The organism is Streptomyces sp. NPDC051109, assembly GCF_044455885.1.
In the GTDB taxonomy this organism is placed as follows: domain Bacteria; phylum Actinomycetota; class Actinomycetes; order Streptomycetales; family Streptomycetaceae; genus Streptomyces.
In genome coordinates, this window is the sequence record NZ_JBITFF010000002.1 from 184,483 (window position 1) to 210,842 (window position 26,360).

Here is a 26,360-nt window from a genome sequence, read left to right on the forward strand (position 1 = left end):
TGCCGGTGCTGCCCGGACAGCCGGCTTTCCGGGTGCACCCCCACGGCAGTACGTTGTCGGGCCGCCGGTCACCGCCTGCCGGCCGCGCCGCCGGGGCTCCTGCCGTCGACGAGGTGTCGTGTGGGTCGGCCGCCCGGTGTCAGGCCGGCGTCGTCGAGCCGGCTCGTCGGCGGTGGATGGCCACTGCTGCGGATGCGGCCAGCAACAGGCCCACGGCGATGGGCAGGTACAGCGCGTGCACCGCACCGGTTGAAGTGGCCGGCGCGATCAAGGGCAGGCCCGCGAGGAAGACGGCGGGGGCCGTACGGAGGCGTGCGAACGCCCGGCGCCCGGCCAGCAGCAGCCCGCCGGCCACCGGTACGGCGGTCTGCAGCCACGTCAGCGGGTACGGCAGCGGCCACACCGTCGGCGCCGCGGTCAGCAGCAACGCCCCCGACGACACCGCGATCACCCCGGCCGCGGTCCGCACGCGCAGGGCCGGGCGCAGGTCGGGCGGACAGAGCAGCGCCACGAGCGCGAGAAGGAGGAGCGGCCCGGTGAGCAAGACGGCGAATTCGAGGCCCAGACCCAGCCGGAGCGCCTGCGACGCAAAGACGGCTGCGGTGCCCGCCGACGACGCCCAAGTGCCGACAGCCCAGCGGCCGGTCAGGGCCAGCACGGCACCGACGAGCGTCACGAGGCAAGCCGCCCCCGAGAGGGCCACAGGGCCGGTACCGTCGATCCGGTAGGCGAGGGGGAAAGAGGAGACCGTCAGCGTCGCCCAGGACATCGCGTTCGCACCGACGGCGACGACGGCGAACGGGGCCAGAGCCGCGAGGAAGCGCCCTGCGCGTCCCGCCGAGCCCAGGCCGAGCCGCATGCGCAGCGCGTGGCCGGCGACATCGAGGGCCTCGCGCGTCCGGGCCGCCCTGCCCGCCCCGTCCGTGGCCTCACGGTAGGCGTCGGCGATCTCGTCACCGAACTCCCGGCGGTACGCGGCCGGGTAGAGCCTCAGCAGCGCGCTCACGCGGTCACCACCGCACCGGATCCGCCGAGTTCCAGGCGCCGGGTCGCTTCCCGGGCCGTGCGCGCGATACGAGCCGCCTCGGCGGCCAGGACCTCGCGGCCGCGCGGAGCCAGGGTGTAGCTGCGCCGTCTGCGCCCGTCGACCACCTCGTCCTCGTGGACGGCGATGAGTTCCTGTTCGAGGAGCCGCTCAAGGGCCCCGTACAGCGTTCCGGTACGCATCTTCATGCGTCCTTCCGAGATCTTCTCGACCTCCTGGGCGATCGCGTAGCCGTGGCGTGGGGCATCGGCGATCGCGGTGAGGATGAGCAGCGTCGGCTCTCGCAGAGCTTGATCGTTCACAAGCATCACGATAGCTCGCCGTCCGACATATGTCGATGGACGACCTATGCAAAGGGCGTGGCCGGCTGCCGAGTTGACCCTCCCCCTACGTCAGGCTTGAGGCTGTGGACGAACGAAAGGGCAGGTCCATGGGCTACACCGTGGGTCAGGTCTCGGCCTTCGCCGGGGTGACCGTACGCACGCTGCACCACTACGACAAGGTCGGGTTGCTCTCGCCCGGCGACCGCAGCCGGGCCGGGTACCGCCGCTACGACGACTCCGACCTCGCGCGGCTCCAGCAGATCCTCTTCTACCGCGAACTGGGTTTTCCCCTGGACGAGATCGCCGAGCTCCTCGCGGACCCGCAAGCCGGCGCGCTGCACCACCTGCGGAACCGGCAGCGGCAGCTGGCGGAGGAGATCGCCCGGCTGCAGCGGCTGGCCGAGGTGGCCGAGCGGGCGGTCGAGGTGCAGCAGACCGGCGTGTCCCTGACGCCGGAGGAGCGCTTCGAGGTCTTCGGGGAGATCGCCTTCGACCTGAGCTACGCCACCGAAGCCCAGCTGAAGTGGCGGGATTCGAAGGGGCACCGGGAGGCGATGGCCCGGGCCGGCGCCCACACCAAGGAGGACTGGCGCCGGCTGATGGCCGAGGCCGCCGCCTGGCGGGCGGAGCTGCTCGCCTGCCATGACGACGGCGAACCCGCCGACTGCGACCGGGCCATGGACATCGCCGAGGAGCACCGGCTGCACGTCACCCGCTGGTTCACGCCGTGCCCGCCTGAGATGCACCGGCGGATCGCCGACGACTTCGCCGCCGACCCGCGCGCCTTCGCCCTCGTCGTGCCGCCGTCACAGCAGCGCCCGGGCCTGGCCGCGTACCTGGTCCAGGCGGTACACCCCAACGCGTCCCGCCGCATCCACATCCACGAACCACGCAGGGGGAACACCGATGAGAATCCTGATCGCCACGGCCGGATCGCGCGGTGACGTCGCGCCCTACACCGGGCTGGGGGCCGCCCTGTGCAGCGCCGGACACGAGGTCGCACTCGCCGCCACCGAGTCGTTCGCGCCCCTGGCGGAGGAGGCCGGGCTGGAGTTCCGGCCCCTGCCAGCGGACCCACGGGCCCATGGTGACGTACAAGGCAGACGCGAACTGCTGCGGGCAGCCGCCGCGTTCATCACGGATCTCGGCGAGGGGTTCGCCGGCGCCGTGGCCGAGGGCACGGATCTGCTCCTGCTGTCCACCACCACCGCCCCGCTGGGCTGGCACGTCACGGAAGCCACCGGGATACCGGGCATGGGCGTGTACCTGCAACCCACCACCCCCACCGGCGACTTCGCGCCGACCGTGATGGGAGCCCGCTCGTTCGGCCGATTCGGCAACCGCGCCGCCGGGCGGTTCGCCCTGCGCATGGCCGACCGGGTCTTCGAGCCTGCGGTGGCACGGCTGCGCGAACGCCTGGAGCTGCCGGCGCTGACCGCCGCGCGGATGCGCCGGCGCCAGGACGAGGCCGGCCGGCCCGTCCTGCACGGCTTCAGCACCGCGCTGGTACCGCGCCCCTCCGACTGGCCGGCCCACCTGACGGTGACCGGCTCCTGGTGGCCGTACGTCGACCCGGACCGCCGGCTTCCCGCGGACCTGGAGGACTTCCTGGCTGCGGGACCGCGCCCGGTCCTCGTCGGCTTCGGCAGCATGGCCGCCGGGGAAGGGGAACGCCTGAGCGAGATCGCCGTACGCGCCCTGCGCCGGGCCGGGCTGCGGGGGATACTGCAGTCGGGCAGCGCCGGGCTCTTCGCCGACGGGGACGACGTCCTGGCCATCGGCGACGTACCGCACTCCCTGTTGTTCCCGCGGCTGGCCGCCGTCGTCCACCACGCCGGAGCCGGTACCTCGGCGGCGGCGGTCCGCGCCGGGGTCCCGTCCGTCACGGTACCGGTCGCCGCGGACCAGCCCTTCTGGGCCGCTCGGCTCGCCGCGATCGGCGCGGCCCCCTCCCCGATCCCCTTCCGCACCCTGACCGTCGAAGGCCTCGCCCACGCGCTCACGACCGCGGTGCGGGAGCGGTCGTACACGAAGGCGGCCGCAGCGGCCGCGCAGCACATGTCGACGGAGGACGCGGCGGGCAGCGTCGTGACGGCAGTACGACGGCTGGCGGAAGGCTCAGCCCGGGTGCGCCCCCGCCCCGGTCGCTGACCGGGGTCCGGGCCGGCACGGGTCAGACCCGGTCGAGTCGGTCCGCCGCACCGGTGCCGCGGCCTGGTTCTCGATCCGGTCGTGGACCTCGCCGATCCGCCGGCCTGTTGCGTTGGGTGAGCCGGATGAAGTCGAGCAGCCGGACGTTCGCCGAGGGGCTCACCCCGGGACGACTACGATGCGTGGGTTCGACAGGGCAGGGCGGCGGGGGTGCGTGGCGTGAGCGGTTACGGCGAGGGCGGGTACGCCGGCAGCGGTCCGGCGGGCGGAGCGGGCAGTCCGCCGCCGGCCGGCTGGGCGGGCCAGGGCTCTCCGATCCCGCCGCAGGGAGCCCCGTATGCTCCGCCGCCGGGGTATCCGCACCCGCAGCAGCCCGGGTATCCGTATCCCCAGCAGGTCCCGGCGCACGGGTACCCGTACGGGTGGGGCCATCCGCAGCTTCCGCCGCCACGCGTCGGGCCCTCGCGGGGCCGGAAGATCTTGCGCGGCCTCTACAACCCGTTCTACGCCGCGCAGTCGGCCTTCCGCCCTTCGCGTCCCGGGATCGTGCACGATCCGGAGGTCCGCAAACTCCAGCTGTGGCGGACCGCGCTGGGGCTGGCGGCCTGGGTGGGCCTGATGGTCGCCTACAAGGCGGTCGTCAGCGCCGACGACGTCAAGGCCGTGGCGGACGACCGCCTCGACCAGAGCTGGTCGAGCGTCCTGGTGCTGGTCTGCACGTTCCCCGTGGTGGTGGGCGCGTTCATCGCGGCCGCGCGGGGCGGGTTGCGGCGCGTCTACCTGCGTCGTGCCCTGCGTTCACTCGGCGCGGTGCTGGCCATCATGGCCTCCATGGGCACGTCGGCTCTCGCGATGGCACCGGAGTCGGCGGGGTTCCGGGACGCCGTCGGGCTGCCGGGAAAGATCATCATTGGGGTGCTGTGCCTGTGGTCGATCGGTTTCGCCCTCTACGGCATCGGCCTGTCCCTCGTACACGTCTTCCGTACCGCTGACATCCACGAGGTGGTGCCACCGATCCTCGCCGGCGTCCTGGTGTGGGAGATGGCGCTCCTGGACGTGGTCACGGGTGCCTACCCCCAGGTCCCGGCGGGTGCCCGGGCGGTCTTCATCCTCGGCGCGCCCGTCACCGTCACGGCCCTGTCCTGGTGGGAGATGCACAGGCTGCGCCGCCACCACGGGCTGACGGTCCGCAGCGCGCTGGGGCGCTGACGGGCCGACCGGACGGTGCAGTCCCGCATCGTCCCGGTGGACACCGCCGGCCTCGCCTGCACCGGCGGGCCGGGTCCGCGTCATCGGCGCCCGCGAGCGCATCGGCCGCCGGCACGGGAGGTGGCGCGACGTCCTCCTGATCGAACGCCGCGGGCCAGGCAGGACTTCGCGGACAGCCCCTGGGGGGTGTCGTCCAAGTCCCGTCTGGCCAGCGGCCTTACCGCGGCGGCCGGTGATCTCGCCGGTGCGGTCACTTGGCCGCCAGGTCGCTCCTGATCAGTGAGACGGCGGCTTGCAGTCGGCTGATGCCCTTCTGTACCTCGCGGATGCCCTCCGAGGCCCGGGGCTCGTCCTTCCCGCCCGCCCCGGCGACGCACTCGTTGCCTCCGTGTTCGAAGGCGGTCAGGGCTTCCTTCCAGAAGCCCTGGGCGTTCTTGCTCGGGAGGGCGTCGAGCTTCTTGGCCTTCCCCACTTCGGTCAGCAGCTCCTGACAGGCGGGGCCCCACGTGTCCGTCGGGCGCATGCTCACGTCGTTGACCCGGGCCGAGGTGTCGGCCAGCCCCTTGATCCTGGCGTCGCCACCGGAGGACCACCAGTCCTTCAGTTCCTCCGCCGGGGTCGAGCTGCAGCCGGCGAGCAGCACGGCAGCGGCGACGGCGGTGGTCGCCACGGTGAGTATGCGGACGCGGAAATACATGGGCCCCCCTTGTTCGGTGGTGCCGATCTTGTCAGCAACCTCCGTGCCGGGTAAGGCAATGCCGGAATCGCGGCGACCCGGCCCCGCCCGGACGGGTGCCCTTGGTGGGGTCAGGCGCGGCAGCGGAGCATTTCCAGTGGGGGGTTGGTGTGGAAGTCCGCCCAGAACTCCGCGCCGAACGTGCGCATGCCGGCCTCCGAAACCGGGATCGGGACCCAGGTCAGGTCGGTGAACCCGGCTGCGCGCAGGCAGTCTTCGTAGACTGCGCGGCGCGGACGGTTCGCGAGGAAAGAGACCGGCGGATCGAGGAGCGCGGTGGTTCGGACCTGCGGTCCCGTCTCGCCCTCCTCGCCGGTCAGCTCGCTGAGGAAGCCGTACTTCTCCGGGGTCGGCCCGTCGAATCCGAAGTCGGGTGACTGGTTGAGCAGGAAGAGCTCGCCGCCCGGCTTCAGGTTCCGGTGCACGCCCCGGCACATGAGCTCCGTCGTGGCGATGTCCGACGCGTAGTTGAGCAGCTGGACCGCCAGCCCGATGTCGAACCGCTGCTCGAGGGACCGGAGTTCGGACACGTCGCCCACCTCGTAGCGCACGCCCAGCGGCTCGCGCTCCTCCAGTGCCTGCGCCACGGAGACCATCTCACCCGAGATGTCGATGCCGAGCACCTCCGTGGCGCCGCGCCGCTTGAACTCCCTGCTGTAGAAGCCGGTTCCGGAGGCCAGGTCGAGGACCGACTTGCCGGTCACGTCGCCGACCAGGGCCAGGAAGGCCGGCACCACCGCGTACTGCTCCAGCGGCAGTGCCTTGAAGCCCTCGTACGCCTCGCCGATCTCGTCGTACTGCTGCACGCCCATCGCGTGTCCTCCCCGTGTGTGGTCATGTCCTCGGCCGCGGGCGGCCCCTGCTCTCGGAACCCGCCGCTGCCTCTGATCGGCAGTCTCTCCACACCCGGGCAGGCCTCCGTACTGGCAGAACGCACGAAGATCCGGATGCCGTCCCGGTCGCCCGTACGGGTCAACTGTCAGCCGGCGTGCACGGGACGCACGCGGTGTCGTCTGGAACAGCGCAGCTGACAGGTTGGGACCGCAGGGCGCGGTCGGCCGTCACGCGGAGGTGGCGGACGACCTCCGGGGCTGCGTCGAGGGTGTAGTCGGCGTCCAGGGCCGCGAGGGTCTGCGCGATGCGCGTCAGGGAGTCGTCGGAGGCGTCGACGAGGCAGGTGTCTGCGGTAGCGGGGCGAATACGGGTGGCCAGGCCCCGGGTGTGGGCGCGTACCTGCTCGGCGGACGCCCGGACGGTGGCGACGGCCCGGTACCGGGTGGGGGCTGCCGCGAGCCGGTCGGCGACGAAGGCAGCGGGGTCCTCCCCGGGCACGGGGCGGGGAGGGACGCGGCGGCCGGTCGGGGTGGGATCGGATATGCGGTCGAGGCGGAAGACGCGCCAGTCGTCCTTGGCGAGGTCATGGGCGAGCAGGTACCAGAGGCTGCCCGAGGCGACGAGGTGACAGGGCTCCGCACGCCGGGAGGCGGTCGCGCCGTGGCGGGTGGTGTAGTCGAAGGTGAGGACCTCGCGGTCGCGGCATGCGACGGCGAGCGTGGCGAGGAGCGCCGGGTCGGCGCGCGGCCCGCGGTCCTCCCAGGTGATGCCGGCGACGGACCCCTGGAGTGCGGTGACCTGCCCGCGCAGTCGCCGGGGCAGGACCTGTTCGAGCTTGGCCAGAGCCCGCAGGGCCGTCTCCTCGATCCCGGTCAGTCCGCCCGCGGCGGTGCGCAGGGCGACGGCGATGGCGACGGCCTCGTCGTCGTCCAGGAGGAGCGGCGGCAGGTCCGTACCGGAGGCGAGGCGGTATCCGCCGCCGTGGCCGCGGGCGCTGTCGACGGGGTAGCCGAGCTCGCGCAGCCGGTCGATGTCGCGGCGCACGGTGCGCACGGTCACCCCGAGCCGGTCGGCCAGGTGGAGGCCGGACCACGCCCGCCGGGTCTGCAGCAGGGACAGCAGGCGCAGCATCCGGGCGGGCGTGTCACTCGTCATGCGTTCCACTATGCGCTCGTCAAAGGACACTTCCTGTCCTGAAACCCTCCTGGATTGGGGGCTGCCCCTTACGCGTCAGACCAGGAGATGTGGCGGTGGCCGCGCGCACGGCCGTTCGGCATCGAGGTCGTGCGCTGAAACCCCTGTCGCCGCCGCCATGACCAGCGCCGGAATCGGCCTAGACCACCGGGGGGTTGAGCCGGGCGAAGCCCTCTTGGCGCCGGTACGGGAAGTACGGGTACGGCGCCGGGCGGCTGCTCGCCGCGTCGAGCCGCGCCATCTGCTCGGGGGTGAGCGTCCAGCCGACCGCCCCGAGGTTCTGGCGCAGTTGTTCCTCGTTGCGGGCGCCGATGATGACGGAGGAGACGGTCGGCCGCTGCAACAGCCACCGGAGGGCGATCTGCGGGATCGCCTTCCCGGTTTCCCGCGCGATCTCGTCCAGGGCGTCGACGACGCGGTAGAGGTATTCGTCCTCCACCGGCGGCGCGAACTCGGCGGTGTCGTGCAGCCTGCTGCCGGCGGGCAGCGGTGCGCCGCGACGGATCTTGCCGGTGAGCCGCCCCCAGCCGAGGGGGCTCCAGACGATCGCGCCCATGCCCTGGTCGAGCCCGAGCGGCATCAGTTCCCATTCGTAGTCGCGGCCGATGAGCGAGTAGTACACCTGGTGGGCGACGTAGCGCTCGCGGCCGCGGCGGTCGGCGGTGGCGAGGGATTTCATCGCCTGCCAGCCGGAGAAGTTGGAGATGCCCAGGTGCCGGATCTTCCCGGCCCGGACCAGGTCGTCCAGCGTGGACAGCACCTCCTCCACCGGCGTGCCGGCGTCGAACGCGTGCAGCTGGAAGAGGTCGATGTGGTCGGTGTCGAGGCGGCGCAGGGCGTCGTCGACGGAGGTGATCAGACGGGACCGCGAGGTGCCCGCGTCGCCGGGCCCGTCACCCATGGGCAGGCCGGCCTTGGTGGAGATGAGCACCCGGTCCCGGCGTCCCTTGAGCGCAGCCCCCAGCACCTCCTCCGACGCGCCGTCCGAGTAGACGTCGGCGGTGTCGAACATGGTGATCCCGGCGTCGATGCAGATGTCCACGAGGCGCCGCGCCTCCTCCACGCCCGTACTGCCCCAGGCGCCGAAGAGCGGTCCCCGTCCGCCGAAGGTGCCGGCGCCGAAGCTGAGCGCCGGAACCTGAAGTCCGGACGCGCCCAGTCGCCGGTACTCCATGTCGTTCATGCCCTCGACGTCCTTCGCGTCCTTCGCGTCCGTCATGGCGAGCCCCTCCCACACATCACACTAATGGGTCCGTAGTTCCGTTAATATGGCCTCAGCCTAGCAAGGCTCGACGACTAATGGAACTGGAGTCCCGTTATGGAGTTCGTGGAGACCGAGGCGGATCCAGGGACCACCCGGCCCGGTGGGCGCACGGCGAGGGTGCGCGCGGCGGTGCTGCAGGCCGCCGCGGACACCTTGGCCGAGCAGGGCTTCGCCCACCTGGACCTCGCGGACATCGCGCGCCGGGCGGAGGTCGGGAAGACGACCGTCTACCGGCGCTGGGGCACGGTCACCGGCCTCGTGACCGACCTGCTGCTGGACATGGCACGGCAGTCGGAGCCCCGCACGGAGACGGGCTCCCTGCTCGGCGACCTCAGGGCCAACGCCTCCCTGGTGCAGCGGACACTGTCCGATCCGCGGCAGGGGGCCCTGTTCAAGGCGGTGATCGCGGCCGCCACCTGCGACCCGAAGGCGGCAGAGGCGCTGCACGGCTTCTACACCACCCGCGTCGAGGAGTGGGTGCCGTGCGTCGAAGCGGCCGCCGCCCGCGGGGAGGTGCCCGAGGGCACCGATCCGCACGAGGTGATCCGCGCGGCGTCCGCCCCGCTCTACTACCGGCTCCTGACCACCGCCCTCCCGCTCGACGCGGCCGCCGCCGATCGCGCCGCCACGGCCGCGGCGGTGGCCGCACGTGCGGGAGCGTACGTACGGGAACGGGAGGCGTAGCGGCCGGCGACGTCGGCCGGCCCCCGCCCTTACGGGGCGGTGCGGACCGGGAACGTGAAGCTGTAGCCCTGCGCGGTGAGCCAGGGCAAGTACTCCTTGAGCGCCGCGACCGTCTCGCTGCGGTCACCGCCTCCGTCGTGGAACAGGACGGTCGGCTGCCGGGGCAGCTTCCCCTCCACCGCGGCGACGATCGCCGGCAGACCCGGCCGGCTCCAGTCCTTGGGGTCCACGCTCCAGCCCAGCGGCCGCATCCCGCTCGCGACGGCTATCGCACGGCTGTCGGGGGTGAAGGCACCCCCCGGCGCGCGGTAGTAGGTGACGGCGACGCCCGGGACGGCCCGCTCGATCATGGCCTTGCCGTCCAGGATCTGCTGCCGCTGGTAGGCGACGGGCTTGTGGTCCATCGTCACGTCGTGGTCGACGGAGTGGTCACACAGCTGGTGCCCGTCGGCCGCGACCGCACGCACGAGAGCCGGGTACTTCTGCGCCTTGGCTCCGATCATGCAGAAGGTGGCCTTGACGTGGTTCTGCCGCAGGACCTTGAGGACCTGCGGAGTCCAGCGGGGGTCCGGACCGTCGTCGACGGTGATGGCCACGTTGCGGCCCGAGCCCTGGGCGAGGCGCGAGATGCCCATCGGGAGCGGGGTGGCGCCCTGGGCGCCCCGGGCGGATCCGGATATGCCCGAGGACCGGCCCCCCGAGCCGTCCGCGGCGGCGGCGAGGGCCGGCGTACCGGCGGCCGTGAGAAGGACGAGGACGGCCGCCGCCACGGCGGATCCCGCCCGGCGCCGGCGACGGCGTGCGGGATTGCTGGTGATACCCATGGACGCGCTCTTCCTTTGCGCTCGACCCCCGGAACTCACGATTCCGATCCAGGGTAGGTCACTCGTACGGGCCCCTCCCTCAGCCGAACGGCCGAACGGGACCGCCGACGGAGGCCGGGGAACCGCACCGATCCGGACAAGCCGGATGACCTTCAGGTGAACGCGGAACGCGCAAGGGCAGGTCAGCGAGCCGGATTCGAGCGGGGAACGGGGCGTCACCCCCTGTTTCCGAGCGGGTACGGAGTGAGCACACCCCCTGCGAGCTGCCCGAACGACCATTCGTTATCCGATATTCGAACGCGGTGTCCGTAAAACGGCCATCGATATGCGGTCTGCCTTCGTCTCGGACAGACTCAGCCACATCGAAGCGCGACAACACAAGTAGATGTCGCGCTTGACCTTCGAATCGAATGTGAGTCCTGTCGTGCGTTATCGCTCCCTTGCCGTCTCCTCCGCCGCTGTCCTCTGCCTGGCCGGCGCCACCGGGATGGCGGAGGCCAAGCCGACCAGCCTGTACGCCCCGTCCGCCATGGTCTTCGCCGTATCCCAGGGGGACGGCGCGAACGGCGGCACGGTCCTGCGCGCCGCGACCCTCAGCTGCATGCCGTCCGCGCAGGGCACGCACCCCGACCCCAAGGCCGCCTGTACGACCCTGAACTCCACGGGCGGAACCTTCGACCAGCTGCTGGCCGCGCCCGACACGAACCGCGCGTGCCCGATGCACTACGCGCCCGTGACCGTGACGGCCGACGGCATCTGGCAGGGCAGCCGGGTCGCCTGGAAGCACACCTTCGCCAACAGCTGCACCATGTCCGCGACCCTGAACGGCAACGCCGTCTTCGCGTTCTGATCCACCGGCTCCGGCCCGACCGCCACGGGCCGGCCCCTCCCCCACGCGCTTCCGCCGCCAACCGGGGCCAGTAGTTCGAATTTGAACGTTATGCTGGGGTCACCGTATCGAGCCAGACCATTCGAGCCACCGGGAGCGCTGCAGCATGTCCGTCCGCCGCCTGAACCACGCCGTGCTCTGGATCCGTGACGTCGAGCGCTCCGTGGAGTTCTACACCGACGTCTTCGGATTCCAGGTCGACCACCTGACCGCCGGCCGCGCCGCCTTCCTGAGCGCGCCCGGCAGCCTCAACGACCACGACCTCGGACTGTTCGCCGTCGGCGCCGACGCGCCCGGTCCCGAGCAGGGCCGGGTCGGCCTCTACCACCTGGCCTGGGAGGTCGGCACGCTCGGCGAGCTGGCCGAGCTGGGCCGCAAGCTCAGGCAGCGGGGTGCACTCGTCGGCGCGAGCGACCACCTCGTCTCCAAGTCCTTCTACGCCAAGGACCCGGACGGCAACGAGTTCGAGGTCATGTGGCGCGTCCCCCGCGAGGACTGGCCCGCCGAAGACGCCGACATGCGCCCGGGTGCGCTCGACCTGCCGGCCGCGATCGCGCGCTGGGGCGCGGACCTCCCGACGGGTTCGGCGGCAGGATCCGCCACCTGAGGCCGCGGAAGTCCGCCCGGCTCGGTTCGCCCCTGCAGAAGAAATGCTTCCCGGGCCGGACATCGGCGCCGTCCGGCCCGGGCCTTCCCTGCACACCGGCGGGCGGGCCGAATTCGAGGCCTCCACAGGTCGAAAAGGAGATTGAGTTTGTTTGGATTTCCGACCCGCACGGGCCGGCGCTGAAACGCTGAAACTACCCGCCGAATTCGACGCCTCCCACGTTCGACCAGCTCGTTCGCCCACCCGGAGTGGGGCAACGCGGAGCAACGTGGATCTTGAAGACTAATTGGACACCCGGCCCGAGAGCGGCACAATTGCCCATCCGATGAGGATGCGTATGCGCCGCACAGCCACTAGGGTGACGCCAATAGTCGAAGCGTTGGAGTTTGCGTGAGAATAAGAAAGGCCCGTTCCGGTAATCCGGACGGGCGGGGGGTTTCACGTTTTATTTCGCTTGTTTTGATCAGCGGAATGGCGGCAGCCGGACTGGGGACGCTCGCGTCCGCAGGGACGGCGGCCGCAGCGGCCGATCCGGTCGCCGACGGGTCGATGAGCGCCGAGGACTTCGCGCTCGCCAAGGCCAAGGAGACGGGCCAGCCGTACGAGCTGGTGTCCGCGAGGACCGAGTCGTCGGACACGTGGGCGACGCCGGCCGGCAAGTGGTCGGTCAAGCGCTACGGCACTCCCGTGCGGGTGCTGCGCGGCGGTGTGTGGGTGGCGACGGATCCGACGCTGGTGTTCGCCGCTGACGGACGGGTGGTCTCCAAGGCCGCCACGGTGTCCGTGGCGTTCTCCGGGGGTGGGAGCGGACCCCTGCTGACGGGTGCGAAGGACGGGCGGACTCTGTCGCTGTCCTGGCCGAAGGCGCTGCCGAAGCCGACCCTGGCGGCGAACGTGGCGACGTACGCGAACGTGCTGCCGGATGTCGACCTCCAGGTGAAGGCCGAGGTCGAGGGCTTCAGCCAGCTGCTGGTGGTGAAGACGGCAGCCGCAGCCGCCAACCCGGAGCTCGCGTCGCTGAAGTTCAAGGTCGACACGGTGGGGCTCAACGTCTCCGCCGACGCCGGGACCGGTGCGATCAGCGCGGTCAATCCCGCGGGGCAGACGGTCTTCACCAGTCCGTCTCCCCTGATGTGGGACTCCACCACGGCCGCCCCGGCGGGCGCGCAGCCGGTGGCCGGGGTCTCGAAGACCTCGATGTCCGCGTCGATGTCGATGTCGGCCGCAGCCGGTGCGGGAGTTGCGTCCGCGCCTTCCGACGCGTTCATCCCTCCTGCGGGCGCCAAGGACGCGCAGATGCCGACGACGGTGGCCAACGGCAGCCTGGAGATCAAGCCGGACCAGGCGCTGCTGACGGGCGCGCAGACGAAGTACCCCGTGTTCATCGACCCGTCCTGGGCGTGGGGCGAGCGGCAGAACTGGACGCGGGTCTACAAGAAGTACCCGAACACCTCGTACTGGAACACCAAGGACGACGTCCGGGTCGGCTACGAGGCCGAGACCAACGGGCTCTCCCGCTCCTTCTTCCAGCTCGACACGTCCAACATCAAGGGTGCACTGGTCAGCAAGTCGACGCTGCGGGTCCGCAACACCTGGTCCTGGTCGTGTCAGGCACGCCCTGTGGAGTTGTGGCACGTCGGTGCGATCTCGTCCAAGACGAGCTGGAGCAACCAGCCCGAGCGGATCTCCAAGGTCGCATCGGTGAACCAGTCCAAGGGCTGGAGCTCTGACTGTGCGGCCGGAAACCTGGAGTTCGACGCCACCGACCTGGCCCGAAAGGCCGCAGCGGGTGGCTGGTCCGGCGTGACCGTCGGCCTGTACGCCGCCAACGAGTCGGACACCTACGGCTGGAAGCGTTTCGACCCCAAGACGCTGACGCTGGAGACCGAGTACAACAACCCTCCCAAGACGCCCTCGTCCCTGGGCACCAGCCCGCGCACCGCCTGCTCGGGCGGCAGCATCGGCAATACGGGCATCTCGCTGTACGCGACGGTCGAGGACCCGGACGCCGGCAACCTGAGCGCGGAGTTCGAGCTCTTCAAGGCCGGCCAGAGCACCCCGACCGCGAGCCAGGCGGTGCCGGCACTGCAAGGACGCTTCGCCACATGGGTCGTGCCCGACGCCTCTCTGCCCAGCGGCAGCTACACGTGGAAGGTACGGGCCAAGGACCAGGAAGGCGCCTCCTCGCCATGGACCGCGGGCTGCACCTTCACCGTGGACCGGGACCGGCCCAGCAAGAAGCCCGGCATCACCTCCGCCGAGTTCCCCAGTGGTGAGAGCGGCTGGCCGGCGAACACCGGCAAGGCCCGTACGCCGGGCACCTTCACCTTCGACGCCAACGGCGTGGCCGATGTGGCGGAGTACATCTACTGGTCGGACACCGACGCGGAGCAGCAGTCCACCCCGCCCGGCAAGGCCGTCAAGATCACACCGATGAGCTACGGCCCGCACGTCTTGAACGTGCAGAGCGTGGACGCGGCGGGCAACCGCTCGGACACGACCGTCTACAAGTACTACGCCAACCGCGGCGGCGCCCTTCGTGACGCTCCGGGTGACCTCAACGGTGACGGCTTCAAGGACATCTGGTCGACGGACTCCAACGGCATCCTGTCGATGTACGCCGGAGTGGGCAACGGCTCCTTCGTGGCCGGGGTCAACGGCGGCGCGACCGCGACGTTCCAGGGTCAGCAGGCCCTGAGCGGCGGGGACTGGACGTGGGACGGCTACAACGACCTCGTCACGTTCGGGTACGACAGCGTGGCGAACAGGAAGCTTCTGTGGGCCTACGCGAACAAGGGCGGCGGCATCATCGACGAGCACTCCAGGACGGAGCTCACCGTCTCGTGCCCGGTCAAGAACCCCGACCTCGGCTGTGACTTCGGCGACGACTGGAACGGCGACGACCACTGGTACAACGCCGAGCAGGTCCTCGCTCCCGGGGACCTCAACGGAGACAACGACCCCGACATCCTGGTCAAGCAGGGCAAGCAACTGTGGGTCTACTACAGTTCCGGCAACATGCTGGACGCCCGCGAGCCGGTGCTGGTCGGCGAGGGCGACTGGGACAAGTACACCGTCATCACCCCGGGCGACACCAACGGCGACGCGATCCCCGACCTGTGGCTGCGCGACAACGCCACCGGTGACATGTTCCGCGCGTACGGGGCCAAGGGCACCGACGGCAACGTCGACCCGACGACCTGGGGCAACAAGGCCGGCCGTGTGTACATCGGCTACGGGGTGAAGCAGAGCGACTACCCCTCCATCGGGTCCGCCGGTGACGCCAACGGCGACGGGACGGCAGACCTGTGGGCCCGCAAGGCGGACAACACGATGATCGCGTGGCTCGGCAAGAACGTGCAGCCGGGCCAGGTGGCGTTCGACGCGGGCGTCGTGGTCGACGGCAGCATCGCCTTCCAGCCCGGCACCAGGCTGGCCTCGGGCCAGACCTACACCACCCCTTCGGTCAAGCTGGTCATGCAGAGTGACGGCAACCTGGTCCTCTACCACCGCACCGGCGGAGACGGCAAGGGAGGCGCCCTGTGGGCCTCCGAGACGTACGGGAACCCCGGCGCGTACGCGGTCATGCAGGCCGACGGCAACCTCGTCGTCTACAAGCAGGACGGGGGCGAGGGCAAGGGCGGCGCCCTGTGGGCCTCACAGACCTACGGCAACCCCGGTGCCCGCCTGCAGCTCCAGGCTGACGGCAACCTCGTCATCTACAAGAGCGGCACCAGCAGCGGCTGGCAGAACGGCCTCTGGGCCACCGACACCTGGATGCGGAGCCCCCGCCTCCAGAGCGGCCAGGAGCTGACTCCCGGCGCCTGGATCCAAGGAAAGCGCAACGCCCTGCTCATGGACCGGAACGGCCACTTGTCCCTGCGCGACCTCGCCACGGGCAAGGAGCAGTGGCTCACCGACTTCTGGAGCCCGGGTGCGCACGCCCGCATGCAGGCCGACGGCAACTTCGTCCTGTACAGCAAGGACGGCGGCGAGGGCAAGGGCGGCGCCCTGTGGGCCTCGCAGACCTACGGCAACGCGGGCGCCTACCTTCAGCTCCAGGACGACGGCAATCTCGTCGTGTACCGCAAGGACGGCGACGGGACGTGGCAGACGGCCCTCTGGGCCACCAACACGTGGCGCTGACGAAGCGATAGCCCGCTCCCGCGGGTAACACCGAACGGCCCGGACCACACGGTCCGGGCCGTTCGGCTGTCCGCCAGGCGCGAGCAGTGCCGGCTCGGGCCATGTCCACGGGTCCACGGGTACTCGGCGCGCAAGCGGTCGGCGCTCAACCGCGCAGCTGCGCGTTGAGGCGGGCGGCCTGGCGCGTGAGGTGGTCGCGTTCGGGGATGTTGGGCGCTGATCGGGCGGCCCGGGCGTAGAGCCGGGCTGCGGTCACCGGATCGCCGTCACGCTCGTGCAGGTATGCCGCGACGGCGGCGTGCCGTGGCAGGGAGGGGTCGAGCTCCGCCAGGGCGGCCAGACCGGCCCGCGGCCCGTCGGCCTCGCCCACCGCGACGGCCCGGTTGAGGCGGGCCACCGGGTTGCCGGTGAAGCGCACCAGTTCGTCGTACCACTCGACGATCTGCACCCAGTCGGTCTCCTCGGCGGTCCGGGCGTCGGCGTGGAGCGCGGCGATGGCCGCCTGGGCCTGGAATTCGCCCAGGCGGTCACGGGCGAGGGCGGTCTGGAGCATCGCGACGCCCTCGGCGATCAGCCCGGTGTCCCACAGGCTGCGGTCCTGCTCGGAGAGCGCCACGAGCCGGCCGTCGGGGGCGGTCCGTGCCGGGCGCCGGGCGTGGTGGAGCAGCATGAGCGCCAACAGGCCCACGACCTCCTCGTGAGTGGTCTTGGCGGCCAGTTGGCGGGTGAGCCGGATCGCCTCGGCGGCGAGGTCGACGTCACCGGAGTAGCCCTCGTTGAAGACCAGGTAGAGCACGCGCAGCACCGTGGCCACGTCGCCGGTCCGGTCGAACCGGACACCGGAGACGGTCCGCTTGGCCCTGCTGATCCGCTGGGCCATGGTCGCCTCCGGCACGAGGTAGGCCTGCGCGATCTGCCGCGTGGTCAGACCGCCGACCGCTCGCAGCGTGAGCGCGACGGCCGACGCCGGTGTCAGGGACGGGTGCGCGCACAGAAAGTACAGCTGGAGCGTGTCGTCCCCCGCCTCGCCCGCGCCGGGTACGGGCTCGGCCTCGACCAGCTCCTCTCGCCGCCGCCGGGAGGTATCGGCGCGGACGGCGTCGAGGAACTTGCGCCAGGCCACCGTCACCAGCCAGCCCTTGGGGTCCCCCGGCGGCTCGTCCGGCCACCTCCGCACGGCCTCGACCAGAGCGTCCTGCACGGCGTCCTCGGCCGCCGCGAACTCGGCTCCGCGGCGGACGAGCACACCGATCACCGCGGGCACCAGCTCCCGGAGCAGCGACTCGTTCACTCGGTGGCCGTGGGCTGCTCGGCGTAGAACGGGCGCACCTCAAGCCACTCGTGGATCGGCTTCCCGCCCGCGCCCGGAGCCGCGGACAGCTCGCCGGCCAGCTCCAGCGCGCGCTCGTATGTCTCGACGTCGATCACCATCCAGCCGGCGATGAGGTCCTTGGTCTCCGCGAACGGCCCGTCGGTCACCGGCGGGCGCCCCTCGCCGTCGTACCGGACGAACGTGCCTTCCGGGGAGAGTGCCTGACCGTCGACGAACTCGCCGGTCCCCTCAAGCCGGGCGGCGAAGTCGCGCATGTACTGGATGTGCGCCGAGATCTCCTGGGGCGTCCACTGGTCCATGGGCACGTCGTTGACCGGAGCCGGGGCGCCGCGGTAGTGCTTGAGCAGCAGGTACTTGGCCATCGTGTTCTCCTTGGTGCGGTAGGGCCCATTGTGGCCGTGTTCGCTCCTGGGACGGAGCCGCGCGCGCGTTCTCGACATGCCGTCGCGAAATTTCTCGGCGGACTTCGAAAACTCCGCGCTCCGGCCGGCTCCCGCTCGTCCGTGGCGCCCCCGGATCGTCGCGGGCGTACCGAACGGACCGACGGTCTGGATCGCCGTCCGGCGGCACCGGCCACGCTCCGGCACGCGGCAGCCGCATATGATTCCCGGGGCCCGGACAGGCCCGAGACCGAGGAGGACCTGTGGCCCAGCGCCCGGAGCGCGCGGACGCCCAGCGCAACCGAAAAGCCGTCCTGGCTGCCGCCGACGCCCTGTTCGCCGCGAGCAGCAGCCCCCACAGCGTGTCGATGGACGACATCGCGGCCGCCGCGGGGGTGGGCAAGGGCACCCTCTTCCGCCGCTTCGGCGACCGCGCCGGCCTGATCGGCGCCGTCATCGCCTCCCGCCTCGAACCCCTGCACGAAGCCGTGCAGGGGGCACAGGAGGCGGCCGGATCCTCGCCGCGGGAGCGGGTGCTCAAGCTCCTCGACGCCTCGCTGCGGTTCAAGGTCGAGAACCGGAACCTGATGGCGGCCGCGGAGGACGCCGGAGTCAGCAGCCCCTACCAGGCCGAGCACTACGGCTGGTGGCACGGGACGCTGCGCGCGGCGCTGGACGAGGTGCCCGGCGTCCGCGACGCGGACTTCACCGCCCACGCACTGCTGGCCGCCATCCGCGCCGATCTCGTGGCACACCTGATCGACGAGCAGAAGATGACCCCTGAAGCCCTGCGTACCGCACTCGCGGGCTACCTCGACAACGTCCTCGGCTCCGGCTCCGGCTCCGGCTCCGCTGAGGGCGAAGCGATATTGCACTGATCCCGCACGGCCGGCGGAACGAAATCGGAGTCGGCCGTGTCGATCAGTTCCCCGACTCCGTCGCTCGTCCCACCACGTACGGTTCTCGAATCGGAACGGAAGCCATGAAGAAGCGCACTCCCCTCCTCGTCACCGTCGGCGCAGTGCTGATCGCAGGCTCCCTCGCCCCTCTCGCCCACGCCGCGCCGGCGCCGAAGGCGCCGAAGGACTTCGTCGCTTTGCACTCCGTTGATCCCTCGATCATCCAGGACATGCGCTATGCCACGAAGATCAACTTCATCGGTCGGCGCATCGACGGCTACCGGCAACCCCTCTGCATCCTCACCAAGCCGGCCGCCGAGGCCCTTCACCGGGCTCAGGAGCAGCTGCTGCCGCAGGGCTACTCGCTGAAGGTGTACGACTGCTACCGGCCCCAGCGGGCCGTCGACCACTTCGCTCGATGGGCAAAGGACCTCGAAGACGACCGGATGAAGGAGGAGTTCTACCCGCGCGTCGCCAAGGACCGGCTGTTCGCGGACGGCTACATCGCGGAGAAGTCGGGCCACAGCCGGGGCAGCACCGTGGATCTGACGATCGTCAAGGTGAATCCACCGGCAACCACGGGCGGATCGGTGCGGCCCGCCGGCCCCTGCTATGCGCCGCAGGGCGAAAGGCGCCCCGACGACTCGGTGGACATGGGCACGGGGTTCGACTGCTTCGACACCCTGGCGCACACCGACGACCCTCGGATCCAGGGCGCACAGCGGGCGAACCGGCAGTTCCTGAAGGGCACCCTGGCCGCCGAAGACTTCGTCAACCTGCCCGAGGAGTGGTGGCACTTCACGTACAAGCCGGAGAGGTACCCCGACACGTACTTCGATTTCCCCGTGGCGTACCGGTCGGTAGCCGGACACTGACGTCCGGACCGGACCTGCGGCGCACCCATCGGTTCGGCGGCGTACCGGGGCGGACCCCGCCGCGGAGGCGAGGGCAGGGGGAGAGATGCCGCCCGGACCGGATCCGTCAGTCGGCGGGGAGCGGCTCGGCCCTCGCGCGTGCGCGGAGGTACGCGTCCAGCCCTGCCGCCCCGGTCAGCATCGCCCGCCCCCGGGCGGACAGGCGGGCGCCCCACTCGCGCAGTGCGGCCTCCAGCGGTTCCAGGCCCCCGGCCGTGCGCACCTGGGCGATCAGCGGGGCGATCTGCTCCAGCAGGTAGCCGCCGCGCCTGAGTTGGTGGGCGAGCCGGGCGTCCCGTACGTCGGCCTCGCCGTACACGCGGTAGCCGGTCAGAGGGTCCCGGCGTGGGCGCACCAGCCCGGCGCGCTCCCATTTGCGCAGCGTCGCGGGCCGGATTCCGAGCGCTTCCGCCAGCAGTCCGATGAACATCTCGCCGGGCTCGGGCGCCGCGGTCGGCTCCAGGTCGCGCAGGGCGCTCTCCACGGCCTGGAGGGTGCGCCGGTCGTCGAGGAGCTGGGCGTGGCTCTCGTCGATGAGGTGGAACGCCTCGTCGACCGCGCCCTGGTTCGCGGCGCGCATGATCGAGGCCGCCGTCCGGTGGCCGTGGCCGGGCACGAGGGCGAGAAACGCGCGCAGGGCCGCCGCGTGCAACGAGGTGTAGGTGCGGTAGCCGTGGGGTGTGCGGCCGGCGGCCGGGAGGACGCCGGCCTCCTCGTAATTCCTGACCGCCTGCGTGGACAGGCCGTGCTCGCGCGCCAAGTCGACCGGCCTGAGCCGTTCAGCGGTTTGAAGGTTTCGCCCCATGTTGCTGATGATATCGCGGAAAAGTTTCAACCGAAGGTTCAAAGATACCGTTGAAGGCATGGCAACTCACATCAAGGAAAGCGCCCATGCCGTAGAGGCCTCAGCCGTCATGGGGCTGCTCCCGGCCCGGCCCCGGCTGCTCGCCCTGGGCGAGCCGACCCACGGCGAGGACTCTCTGCTCGACCTGCGCAACGAGCTCTTCCGGCAGCTCGTCGAGCAGGAGGGCTACCGGACCATCGCGATCGAGAGCGACTGCATGGCGGGCCTTCGTGGACGACTACGTCACCTCGGGGAAGGGGACCCTCGACGAGGCCATGGCGCGCGGATTCAGCCACGGTTGGGGCTCCTCCGCGGCCAACCGCGAGCTCGTGCGCTGGATGCGCGCCCACAACGACGGCCGGCCGGAGTCCGAGCGGGTCCGCTTCGCCGGCCTCGACGGTCCGCTGGAGATCACGGCGGCCGCGAGCCCGCGGCAGGCCCTCACCGCGCTCCACGGCTACCTCTCGACCCGGGTGGACGCGGACCTGCTCCCCTGCACCGCGGAAACGCTCGACCGCTTGCTCGGCTCCGACGACCGGTGGACCGATCCCGCCGCGATGATGGAGCCGGCCCGGTCCGCGGGCCAGTCGGCCGACGCGGGTCGGCTGCGGCTGCTCGCCGACGATCTGGTGGCGCTCCTCGATGCGCAGACCCCGCACCTGCTCGCCGCCTCCTCGCGGGAGGAGTGGGACCGGGCGCACCTGTACGCGCGCACCGCGACCGGCCTGCTGCGCTACCACCGCTGGATGGCCGACGGCTCGCCGGCGCGCATGGCGCGGCTGTGCGCGCTGCGGGATCTGATGATGGCCCACAACCTGCTCGCCGTCGCCGCCAGGGGCCCGGCGCTCGTCCACGCCCAGAACTCCCATCTCCAAAGGGAGAAGAGCTCGATGCAGATGTGGCAGGGGCGGGTGGAGTGGTGGAGCGCCGGTGCTCTGGTGAGCGCCCGGCTCGGCGGGGAGTACGCCTTCGTGGCCACGGCCGTCGGCACGATCCGGCACCGGGGAGTGGACGTGCCGCCGCCGGACACCGTCGAAGGGATCCTGTACGGGCTCCCCCACGACAGCTGCGTCGTCGACACCACGCGGCTGGCCACAGCCCTCGGTGACACGCGGACCGTTCGCCGGGTATCCCCCTGGTTCGGCTACGCCCCGTTCGACCCTGCCCACTTGGCGGACAGCGACGGCATCGTGTTCGTCAAGGACCTCCCGGAACGCCAGGCCGTGTCAGTCCCGTCCCGCCCAGCCCGGTGACCAGGTTGCGCAGGCCCCCGGGTCCCCCGGGGGTGTGGCGGCGAGGTGGGCGCGGAGCGTGGCCAGGGCCGGGTGGGGGTTGTCGCGGTGCCAGAGGAGCGAGTGCGGGTAGACGGGTGTCGGGTCGGTCACCGGGATGCGGCGCAGGCCGTGGCCGGCGGGCCAGACCAGGCGGGTGTGTCCGCCCATGAAGGTGGCCAGGGCCGGGGTGTCGGCGATGGTGTCGAGGAGCGCGTCGGAGCCGAAGTTGGGGCCGGTCGCCTCGATGGTGAGGCCGAACTCGGCGACGAGGTCCTCGTAGTACGCGGCCCACTCGGTCCCGGGGACGATGCCGGGCATCCAGATCCGGTGCCCGGCGAGCTGGGCGAGGGGCACCGACCGGGCGCCCGCCAGCGCGTGGGCGGGGCCGGTGAGGAGCTGGAGCGGCTCGTCGAGGACCCGGACGGACTCGATGTCCTCGGGGAGGGGCCGGCCGGGCGCGGCGACGGCGCGGAAGGACGCATCGATCTCGCCGGAGCGGATGGCGGCCAGGGCCGTCTCGATCTGGAACAGCATGAGCACGTCGAGGTCGATGCCGGGGTGCGCGCGGTGGAAGCCGCGCATCAGGCCCGACGCGGCGCCGCGCGAGGCGATGATGTCGACGCGCAGCGGCCGGCGGGCGGTGTGCACGGACGCGACCGCGCGCTCGGCGACGCGCAGCAGCTCGCGTGCGTGGGACAGGAAGGCCTGCCCGTCGATGGTGAGCTCGGCGCCGCGCGGAGTACGGGTGAACAGCCGTACTCCGAGGCTGCGCTCCAGCGCGGCGATGCGCTTGGAGGCGGCCTGCTGGGTGACCGCCAGCTCGGCGGCGGCCTCCTGGAACCGGCCCGTGTCGGCGACGGCGACGAAGGTCCGGACGGAGTCGAGGTCCATACCGACACCCTACGGCTACAACCATTGGTTGTGGCCGATGGTCCCCCGGTTGTTTGATTCCCAGTCGTCGTGCTCGCTTTGATGGTCCCGGACACGGATCGGTTGTGCGGGTGGCTTGGTGAGGGGCGGTGGGGCGTGAGGAGCGGGCACCGGCTGGGGCGGCGGTTCGGGTGGCTCTGGGGGGCGTACGGGACCAGCGCGCTCGGCACGTGGCTGGCCTTCGGCTCCTTCCCGCTGATCGCCGTCCAGGTGCTGCACGCGGGACCGGCCGAGGTCGCCGCGCTCTCCTGCGCGGGGGCGGCGGTGGGCGCCGCCGCGGCGGTGCCGCTCGGCCCGTGGGTGGAGTTCCGCCGCAAGCGGCCGGTGCTGATCGCCATGGACCTCGTACGGTTCGCCGCGCTGCTGACGGTCCCCGCCGCGTTCGCGCTCGGCGTGCTCACCTTCCTTCAGCTCCTGCTGGTCTCGGTCGTCGTCGCGGCGGCCGACATCACCTTCCGCACCGCCTCGGGCGCGTACGTGAAGACGCTGCTGCCGGCCGAGGACCTGCTCGTCGCGCAAGCCCGGTTCGAGTCCACGGCCTGGACGACGACGATCATCGGACCGCCGCTGGGCGGCGCGGCGATCGGACTCCTCGGTCCGGTGGTGACGGTGGCGGCCGACGCGGTCAGCTACCTGCTCTCGGCCCTGGGCATCCGCGCCATGGGCGGGGACGAGCCGCGGCCCGAGCACCGGGAGGGCGCGCGCATGCGGGCCGGGGACCTGCTCGACGGCTGGCGGTACATCCTCGCCGACGAGGTCCTGCGTCGGCTGTTCTTCAACACCGCTTCGTTCAACGGCCTCGTGATGGCCGTCCAGCCGCTGCTGGCCGTGCTGATGCTCGGCCGGCTCGGGTTCGCGCCGTGGGAGTACGGCCTCGCCTTCGCCGCGCCCTCGATCGGCGGGCTGATCGGTTCGCGGCTGGCCCGGCCCCTCGTGACCCGGTTCGGACAGCGCCAGGTCCTGGTCGCGGCCGGGGCACTGCGCGCGCTCTGGCCCGTCGGCCTGGCCTTCGTGGGGCCGGGTGTCGCAGGACTGATGCTGGTCATGGGCGTGGAGCTCGGGCTCATCTTCTGTTGCGGGGTCTTCAACCCCGTCCACGCCACCTGCCGCCTCCGGCTCACCGCGACCGACCGCGTCGCCCGTACGCTGTCCGCCTGGGCGGTGACGGCCAAGGCCTCGACCGCGCTCCTGACCGCCGTCTGGGGTGTGCTCGGCGGCCTGCTCGGCCCGCGCACGGCCATCGGCCTGGCCGGCGTACTCCTGCTGGCGACCCCGCTGCTGCTCCCCCGCCGCGCGGAAGCGCGATGCCCCGAGACCGAGCCGGAGCCGGAGCCGGAGTCGGACCCGGCGCCGAGCCGCACCTGACGGACGGACCACGGCGGCCGCCGCCGCGATCGGGCGGCGACGGCCTGTCGGACCGCGTGGTCCCCCGGTCAGCCCACCGGGACGGGCCGCTCCTTGTCACCGGCGTGCCCGGTCCGTCCCTGCCCGCCGTCATGCCGGGCGGGGTGGTCGGTGCGCCGCGGCTGTACCGGCCACCAGATCGACCGGCCCAGCAGCGCGGCCAGCGCCGGAACCAGCACGATCGACAGGACGAACGCCGACAGCATGATCCCGAGCGCCGTCGCGAAGCCGATCTCCTGGGTTCCCGGATTCGGGTTGACGGCCAGGCTCCCGAACGAGGCGGCCAGGACCAGGCCCGCCGTCGCGATCGCCGGAGCGGTGTGCCGTACCGCCCGGGCGACGGCCGCCCGGGCCGGACCGGGCTTCTCCATCTCCTCCCGTATCCGGTCGCTGATGAGGATGTTGTAGTCGGTGCCCAGCGCGACGACGAACAGGAACAGCACCAGTGGCAGCATGAAGTTCACCCCCGGCCGGTCCAGGAGGTTCTGGGAAACGAGCGCCGCGGCGCCGAGGGTGCCCGCGAAGCCCAGGCCGACGGAGATCATCAGGATCAGCGGGGCGAGCAGACTGCGCAGGAGCAGGATCAGGATCAGCGAGATCAGGCCCGCTGCCACCGGGAAGACCACCCGCAGGTCGCCGGAGACGGCGGACGAGATGTCGGCGAAGATCGCGGCCGTGCCGCCCACGTGCGCCTCCGTACCGTCGGGCCGGTGTGCGGCCACCGCGTCCCGGACCGGTCCGGACACCAGGTCGCGTGCCTGCTGCCCCTGCGGATCGGCGGTCAGGAACAGGTCGATCCGCGCCGCCCTGCCGTCCTCGCTGGGCACGGCCGGGGCGACCTGGCCGACGCCGTCGACCGCTGCGAGCGCCTTGGACAGTCCGCCCAGCGCCTGGGGGTCGAGCCCGCCGACGCCGGTGGCCGTGACGAACACGGTCGTCGGGTCCGACACCCCGGCGGGCAGGGCGTGCGAGATCTCGGCCGCTGTGCGCGCCGCCGCCGTACTCGTGGCCCCCGAGCCGCCCTGCCCGTAGTCCGTGTGCATCCCCGCCAGGCCCGCAGCCAGCGCGCCGAGCAGTGCCAGTGTGGCGAGCACCATGGTCGCCGGACGCGATGCAACCCGGCGGCCCATCCGCCCGGCCATCCCCTCCGGGGGCTCGCGGCGCAGGTCGCGCGAGGGCCAGAACATCTTCCGACCGGTGACGGCCAGCAGCGCCGGCATCAGGGTGAGACTGCCCAGCAGCATCACCAGTACGGACACGGCGATCGCCGGGCCGAGCACCCGGAACTGGCCGAAGGAGGCGACCGCGAGGGTGGAGAACGCGGCGACGATCGTCAGCGCCGCTGAGGTGACTGCCGTGCCCACCCGGCCGGCGACCTCGGCGGCCGCGGCGCGCCCGGTCTGCTCGGGCCGGTTGCGCAGCTGCTCGCGGAAGCGGAACAGCAGGAAGAGGAAGTAGTCGATGCCGATCCCGATCAGCACCACGTTGATCAACTGCGGGGTGGAGGCATCGAGTCGGACGCCCGTGAGCAGGGAGGCCGCGACCACCACGCCGGCGGCCGCACCGCCGATCACCGACACCACGAGCAGCGGCAGCAGCGCCGCGAGGACGCTGCGGAACACCAGCACGTGCAGCAGAACGATCACCGCGAGCATGGCGATGCCGACGATCTTCGAACGGGACTTCTCGGCGTCGGCGGTGTCCACGCTGTCCGCGAGCCCGGACGTGAACCCGGTCCGCAGGCCGGCCTCGGCGAACTCGGCCCGGGCGTGGTCCCGGAAGGCCCGGTAGAGGTCCTGCATCCCGGGGTCCAGGGGATTGCCGGTCAGTTCGACCGACAGCAGCCGGAAGGTCCGGTCGGGCGCCGTCATCGCCGGGCTGACATGGGGGACCTGCGAACGGTCCTGCGTGAACGGCGGCGTTTCCTTCGTCTTGGGCATCGCCACCTCGCGCCGGGCGAGCTTCGCGGCCTGGGCGTCGATCAGGCGCTCGTCGGACTCGGACAGCTTCGCCCCGTCCTCCCGCGCGACCAGCACGGTGAGCGGATTGGCGTCGGGTTTGACGCCGAAGTGCTCCTCGGCGACCTTCAGCGCGGCCGCCGAATCGTAGGTGGCGGGCAGGAACGCGCCGGCACTGGGCTGGGTGGCGCGGAAGACGAATGCCTGGCCGAGGACGGCCATGGCGATGCCCAGCACCGCCCAGAGAGCGATGACCTTCCAGGGACTTCGGGTCGCGAAGCCGGTCAGGGCGCGGATCACAGGGGCCTCCGTAACTCGATCGACCGGGGTTTCCCGGACGTCGTCCAGCTCATCAGCGCCCGCGCCGGGAAACGTCGTGACCTGGGAGGACCCGTACTCGGGCCCGGGGTCCGGCGCGCTGTCGGGACCAGGACCGGAGTCCTGGTCCGTCCTCCGCCTGCGGGCCCAGGGCCGCCTCTCGCGCCGCTGCGAGAATGGATCCCGTACGCGAACCGCGG

General features: G+C 71.8%; 22 protein-coding genes and 2 pseudogenes. 12 read left to right on the plus strand and 12 right to left on the minus strand.

Features of this window, described 5'->3' with window-relative positions; all coding sequences use genetic code 11:
• Nucleotides 1-139 precede the first annotated feature (139 nt).
• Nucleotides 140-1,006, minus strand: a complete 867-nt coding sequence (locus tag ACIBAD_RS03810) for a hypothetical protein (protein ID WP_134068842.1) — start codon at nucleotides 1,004-1,006, stop codon at nucleotides 140-142.
• The gene (locus tag ACIBAD_RS03815; RefSeq protein ID WP_398904227.1) at nucleotides 1,003-1,353 is read right to left on the minus strand and encodes a PadR family transcriptional regulator; all 351 of its coding nucleotides are present in this window, start codon (nucleotides 1,351-1,353) and stop codon (nucleotides 1,003-1,005) included. Before ACIBAD_RS03815 ends, ACIBAD_RS03810 begins: the two co-directional genes overlap by 4 nt.
• Nucleotides 1,354-1,475: 122 nt before the next feature.
• Between ACIBAD_RS03815 and ACIBAD_RS03820 the strand changes: the two genes are divergently transcribed.
• The 4 genes and pseudogenes from ACIBAD_RS03820 to ACIBAD_RS03835 all read left to right on the plus strand — a co-directional run.
• Nucleotides 1,476-2,312, plus strand: coding sequence for a MerR family transcriptional regulator (locus tag ACIBAD_RS03820; RefSeq protein ID WP_398904762.1), 837 nt, complete (start codon nucleotides 1,476-1,478; stop codon nucleotides 2,310-2,312).
• Entirely contained in the window at nucleotides 2,275-3,519 is a 1,245-nt protein-coding gene (locus ACIBAD_RS03825; RefSeq protein WP_398904229.1) for a glycosyltransferase, read from the plus strand. The genes ACIBAD_RS03820 and ACIBAD_RS03825 overlap by 38 nt, the downstream gene beginning before the upstream one ends.
• Before the next feature lie 480 nt (nucleotides 3,520-3,999).
• Nucleotides 4,000-4,728: a hypothetical protein gene (locus tag ACIBAD_RS03830; protein WP_398904231.1), complete on the plus strand. Its 729-nt coding sequence runs from the start codon at nucleotides 4,000-4,002 to the stop codon at nucleotides 4,726-4,728.
• Nucleotides 4,729-4,740: 12 nt separating this feature from the next.
• A pseudogene (locus ACIBAD_RS03835) lies at nucleotides 4,741-4,885 on the plus strand (N-acetyltransferase); the annotation flags it as partial.
• 93 nt (nucleotides 4,886-4,978) lie between these two features.
• Here ACIBAD_RS03835 and ACIBAD_RS03840 read toward each other — a convergent pair.
• From ACIBAD_RS03840 to ACIBAD_RS03855, 4 genes are all read right to left on the minus strand, one after another.
• Nucleotides 4,979-5,425 (minus strand): hypothetical protein, encoded by a 447-nt coding sequence (locus tag ACIBAD_RS03840; protein ID WP_398904233.1) that lies wholly within the window; start codon nucleotides 5,423-5,425, stop codon nucleotides 4,979-4,981.
• Nucleotides 5,426-5,535: 110 nt separating this feature from the next.
• The gene (locus ACIBAD_RS03845; RefSeq protein ID WP_398904235.1) at nucleotides 5,536-6,276 is read right to left on the minus strand and encodes a class I SAM-dependent methyltransferase; all 741 of its coding nucleotides are present in this window, start codon (nucleotides 6,274-6,276) and stop codon (nucleotides 5,536-5,538) included.
• 160 nt (nucleotides 6,277-6,436) lie between these two features.
• Nucleotides 6,437-7,453 (minus strand): WYL domain-containing protein, encoded by a 1,017-nt coding sequence (locus ACIBAD_RS03850; protein ID WP_134068848.1) that lies wholly within the window; start codon nucleotides 7,451-7,453, stop codon nucleotides 6,437-6,439.
• A 178-nt stretch (nucleotides 7,454-7,631) separates the two neighbouring features.
• The gene (locus ACIBAD_RS03855) at nucleotides 7,632-8,666 is read right to left on the minus strand and encodes an aldo/keto reductase (RefSeq protein ID WP_398904764.1); all 1,035 of its coding nucleotides are present in this window, start codon (nucleotides 8,664-8,666) and stop codon (nucleotides 7,632-7,634) included.
• 144 nt (nucleotides 8,667-8,810) lie between these two features.
• Here ACIBAD_RS03855 and ACIBAD_RS03860 point away from each other — a divergent pair, with 144 nt between their 5' ends.
• Entirely contained in the window at nucleotides 8,811-9,440 is a 630-nt protein-coding gene (locus ACIBAD_RS03860; RefSeq protein WP_208328930.1) for a TetR/AcrR family transcriptional regulator, read from the plus strand.
• A 29-nt stretch (nucleotides 9,441-9,469) separates the two neighbouring features.
• On the opposite strand, the gene ACIBAD_RS03865 is transcribed toward ACIBAD_RS03860, so the two are convergent.
• Nucleotides 9,470-10,264 carry a polysaccharide deacetylase family protein gene (locus ACIBAD_RS03865; protein ID WP_398904238.1) on the minus strand — a complete coding sequence of 265 codons (795 nt, stop codon included), beginning with the start codon at nucleotides 10,262-10,264 and terminating at the stop codon, nucleotides 9,470-9,472.
• 424 nt (nucleotides 10,265-10,688) lie between these two features.
• Here ACIBAD_RS03865 and ACIBAD_RS03870 point away from each other — a divergent pair, with 424 nt between their 5' ends.
• The 3 genes from ACIBAD_RS03870 to ACIBAD_RS03880 all read left to right on the plus strand — a co-directional run bounded on the left by ACIBAD_RS03870 (nucleotide 10,689) and on the right by ACIBAD_RS03880 (nucleotide 15,906).
• Nucleotides 10,689-11,114, plus strand: coding sequence for a subtilase-type protease inhibitor (locus ACIBAD_RS03870; protein WP_134068850.1), 426 nt, complete (start codon nucleotides 10,689-10,691; stop codon nucleotides 11,112-11,114).
• 145 nt (nucleotides 11,115-11,259) lie between these two features.
• The gene (locus ACIBAD_RS03875) at nucleotides 11,260-11,760 is read left to right on the plus strand and encodes a VOC family protein (RefSeq protein ID WP_134068851.1); all 501 of its coding nucleotides are present in this window, start codon (nucleotides 11,260-11,262) and stop codon (nucleotides 11,758-11,760) included.
• A gap of 471 nt (nucleotides 11,761-12,231) precedes the next feature.
• Entirely contained in the window at nucleotides 12,232-15,906 is a 3,675-nt protein-coding gene (locus ACIBAD_RS03880) for a DNRLRE domain-containing protein (RefSeq protein ID WP_398904241.1), read from the plus strand.
• A gap of 145 nt (nucleotides 15,907-16,051) precedes the next feature.
• Here the strand turns inward: ACIBAD_RS03880 and ACIBAD_RS03885 are convergent, their stop codons facing one another.
• Together ACIBAD_RS03885 and ACIBAD_RS03890 are read right to left on the minus strand one after the other, a co-directional pair.
• On the minus strand, nucleotides 16,052-17,197 hold the full coding sequence (locus ACIBAD_RS03885) for an RNA polymerase sigma factor (protein ID WP_398904243.1): 1,146 nt from the start codon (nucleotides 17,195-17,197) through the stop codon (nucleotides 16,052-16,054).
• The gene (locus ACIBAD_RS03890; protein WP_208328932.1) at nucleotides 17,194-17,601 is read right to left on the minus strand and encodes a YciI family protein; all 408 of its coding nucleotides are present in this window, start codon (nucleotides 17,599-17,601) and stop codon (nucleotides 17,194-17,196) included. The genes ACIBAD_RS03885 and ACIBAD_RS03890 overlap by 4 nt, the downstream gene beginning before the upstream one ends.
• 281 nt (nucleotides 17,602-17,882) lie before the next feature.
• On the opposite strand from ACIBAD_RS03890, the gene ACIBAD_RS03895 reads away from it, so the two are divergent.
• Both ACIBAD_RS03895 and ACIBAD_RS03900 read left to right on the plus strand, forming a co-directional pair.
• Entirely contained in the window at nucleotides 17,883-18,497 is a 615-nt protein-coding gene (locus ACIBAD_RS03895; RefSeq protein WP_398904246.1) for a TetR/AcrR family transcriptional regulator, read from the plus strand.
• A gap of 104 nt (nucleotides 18,498-18,601) precedes the next feature.
• On the plus strand, nucleotides 18,602-19,393 hold the full coding sequence (locus tag ACIBAD_RS03900) for a M15 family metallopeptidase (protein WP_398904248.1): 792 nt from the start codon (nucleotides 18,602-18,604) through the stop codon (nucleotides 19,391-19,393).
• 106 nt (nucleotides 19,394-19,499) lie between these two features.
• Here ACIBAD_RS03900 and ACIBAD_RS03905 read toward each other — a convergent pair whose 3' ends face one another.
• Nucleotides 19,500-20,237, minus strand: coding sequence for a TioE family transcriptional regulator (locus ACIBAD_RS03905; RefSeq protein ID WP_134068856.1), 738 nt, complete (start codon nucleotides 20,235-20,237; stop codon nucleotides 19,500-19,502).
• A 58-nt stretch (nucleotides 20,238-20,295) separates the two neighbouring features.
• On the opposite strand from ACIBAD_RS03905, the pseudogene ACIBAD_RS03910 reads away from it, so the two are divergent.
• Nucleotides 20,296-21,529 (plus strand): annotated as a pseudogene (locus ACIBAD_RS03910) (erythromycin esterase family protein).
• Here the strand turns inward: ACIBAD_RS03910 and ACIBAD_RS03915 are convergent.
• On the minus strand, nucleotides 21,503-22,441 hold the full coding sequence (locus ACIBAD_RS03915; RefSeq protein ID WP_398904251.1) for a LysR family transcriptional regulator: 939 nt from the start codon (nucleotides 22,439-22,441) through the stop codon (nucleotides 21,503-21,505). The pseudogene ACIBAD_RS03910 and the gene ACIBAD_RS03915 overlap by 27 nt on opposite strands.
• Nucleotides 22,442-22,576: 135 nt before the next feature.
• Here ACIBAD_RS03915 and ACIBAD_RS03920 point away from each other — a divergent pair, with 135 nt between their 5' ends.
• Nucleotides 22,577-23,845, plus strand: coding sequence for an MFS transporter (locus ACIBAD_RS03920; protein WP_398904253.1), 1,269 nt, complete (start codon nucleotides 22,577-22,579; stop codon nucleotides 23,843-23,845).
• Between the two features lie 68 nt (nucleotides 23,846-23,913).
• On the opposite strand, the gene ACIBAD_RS03925 is transcribed toward ACIBAD_RS03920, so the two are convergent.
• Nucleotides 23,914-26,142, minus strand: a complete 2,229-nt coding sequence (locus ACIBAD_RS03925; RefSeq protein ID WP_398904255.1) for an MMPL family transporter — start codon at nucleotides 26,140-26,142, stop codon at nucleotides 23,914-23,916.
• Nucleotides 26,143-26,360: the final 218 nt, after the last annotated feature.

Excerpts from the sequence above, each read along its gene's own strand:
- ACIBAD_RS03815 (WP_398904227.1), bottom strand. The coding sequence starts at position 1,353 with ATGCTTGTGAACGATCAAGCTCTGCGAGAGCCGACGCTGCTCATCCTC.
- ACIBAD_RS03820 (WP_398904762.1), top strand. The coding sequence starts at position 1,476 with ATGGGCTACACCGTGGGTCAGGTCTCGGCCTTCGCCGGGGTGACCGTA.
- ACIBAD_RS03825 (WP_398904229.1), top strand. The coding sequence starts at position 2,275 with ATGAGAATCCTGATCGCCACGGCCGGATCGCGCGGTGACGTCGCGCCC.
- ACIBAD_RS03840 (WP_398904233.1), bottom strand. The coding sequence starts at position 5,425 with ATGTATTTCCGCGTCCGCATACTCACCGTGGCGACCACCGCCGTCGCC.
- ACIBAD_RS03845 (WP_398904235.1), bottom strand. The coding sequence starts at position 6,276 with ATGGGCGTGCAGCAGTACGACGAGATCGGCGAGGCGTACGAGGGCTTC.
- ACIBAD_RS03850 (WP_134068848.1), bottom strand. The coding sequence starts at position 7,453 with ATGACGAGTGACACGCCCGCCCGGATGCTGCGCCTGCTGTCCCTGCTG.
- ACIBAD_RS03855 (WP_398904764.1), bottom strand. The coding sequence starts at position 8,666 with ATGGAGTACCGGCGACTGGGCGCGTCCGGACTTCAGGTTCCGGCGCTC.
- ACIBAD_RS03860 (WP_208328930.1), top strand. The coding sequence starts at position 8,811 with ATGGAGTTCGTGGAGACCGAGGCGGATCCAGGGACCACCCGGCCCGGT.
- ACIBAD_RS03865 (WP_398904238.1), bottom strand. The coding sequence starts at position 10,264 with ATGGGTATCACCAGCAATCCCGCACGCCGTCGCCGGCGCCGGGCGGGA.
- ACIBAD_RS03875 (WP_134068851.1), top strand. The coding sequence starts at position 11,260 with ATGTCCGTCCGCCGCCTGAACCACGCCGTGCTCTGGATCCGTGACGTC.
- ACIBAD_RS03880 (WP_398904241.1), top strand. The coding sequence starts at position 12,232 with ATGGCGGCAGCCGGACTGGGGACGCTCGCGTCCGCAGGGACGGCGGCC.
- ACIBAD_RS03890 (WP_208328932.1), bottom strand. The coding sequence starts at position 17,601 with ATGGCCAAGTACCTGCTGCTCAAGCACTACCGCGGCGCCCCGGCTCCG.
- ACIBAD_RS03900 (WP_398904248.1), top strand. The coding sequence starts at position 18,602 with ATGAAGAAGCGCACTCCCCTCCTCGTCACCGTCGGCGCAGTGCTGATC.
- ACIBAD_RS03905 (WP_134068856.1), bottom strand. The coding sequence starts at position 20,237 with ATGGGGCGAAACCTTCAAACCGCTGAACGGCTCAGGCCGGTCGACTTG.
- ACIBAD_RS03915 (WP_398904251.1), bottom strand. The coding sequence starts at position 22,441 with ATGGACCTCGACTCCGTCCGGACCTTCGTCGCCGTCGCCGACACGGGC.